We start from the raw sequence: 960 nt of genomic DNA, 5'->3' as shown, positions 1-960 counted from the left end.
ATGTAAGTACTCAAGGGCACTCTTCCCGGTATTCTTTATCAGGATACTTTCGGAAAAATTGACATGCTCCATTATCTTCTTACTGAGAAAGTTGTCGGTGTCATTGTCATCCACAAGCATGACAAGGCTCACTTTTGGGGTGCTATTTTGTTCAAATTCTTCCACTTAATAAAAGCTCTAGGCTACACTGTCAGGTTGCGTGATAAAAAGAAACGGGTAACGAAACGAAAAAGCTGACTGACTGAAATTTTAACTCTAAATTTACGCCCTTAAGGGGAGAAAAAAAATCAATCGGTAACTTTTAGGTTTTCGCCAATCGAAAGGACAAAGTTTCGTTTATCATTCAGTTTCATCAGTTTTTCTATTGCAATATTGTACTTTCTGGCAATTGAATACATGGTGTCGCCAGGTTGAACCACATGCACCGTCACCCTGTTGGCTGGCAGCACCGATGGATTCAAAACCTCCTTTACATCACTGGTGTCTCGCTTAATCAGCAGCAGCTCTTGTCCTATCGAAAGTATACTGTTGTCGGAAAGGTCATTCCACTGCTGTAGCTCGGCTTTGGTAACGCCATAGTGTCGTGCAATGCCGTGCAGGGTCTCTCCCTTGTTTACAACATGGATATCCCTGGCGGCCTCGCTGGCAGGAGTCAAAACCCGACCCTCTTTCTTTTCTTGTTCAACATTTGAAGTATTGACGATGGGTTCAGGCTCTTCTTGCTCTTCGAAAATCAGCTCTTCCGTCGCCAAAGCGGGCTCCTCATCAAAAGGCTTTACCGTCTCAGTAGCTTGTATTTCTTCCTCCCGCACCACTACCGCTGGTTCCCTGCGTGGGGGCGGTGCAGGCTCACTTTTGACAATGGCCGGCAAATAGTCTTCACTGTTATCTTTTATCTCTACATCCACTGAAGAGGGTCGTCTTTGCCTGAGCCAAAGCACCCGGCCCACCTCAGGTTTG

1 protein-coding gene is annotated in these 960 nt (G+C 45.7%); it reads right to left on the bottom strand.

Annotated elements, in window-relative coordinates; translation table 11 throughout:
• Window positions 1-287: 287 nt before the first annotated feature.
• A partial coding sequence (locus tag RIG68_RS13205) for a lytic transglycosylase (RefSeq protein WP_350122885.1) occupies window positions 288-960 on the bottom strand: 673 nt, incomplete at its 5' end.

Source organism: Imperialibacter sp., assembly GCF_040222385.1.
Taxonomy (GTDB): Bacteria; Bacteroidota; Bacteroidia; order Cytophagales; family Cyclobacteriaceae; genus Imperialibacter.
Note: the sequence above shows the minus strand (reverse complement) of the source record. Positions and strands in the feature narration are given on the sequence as shown.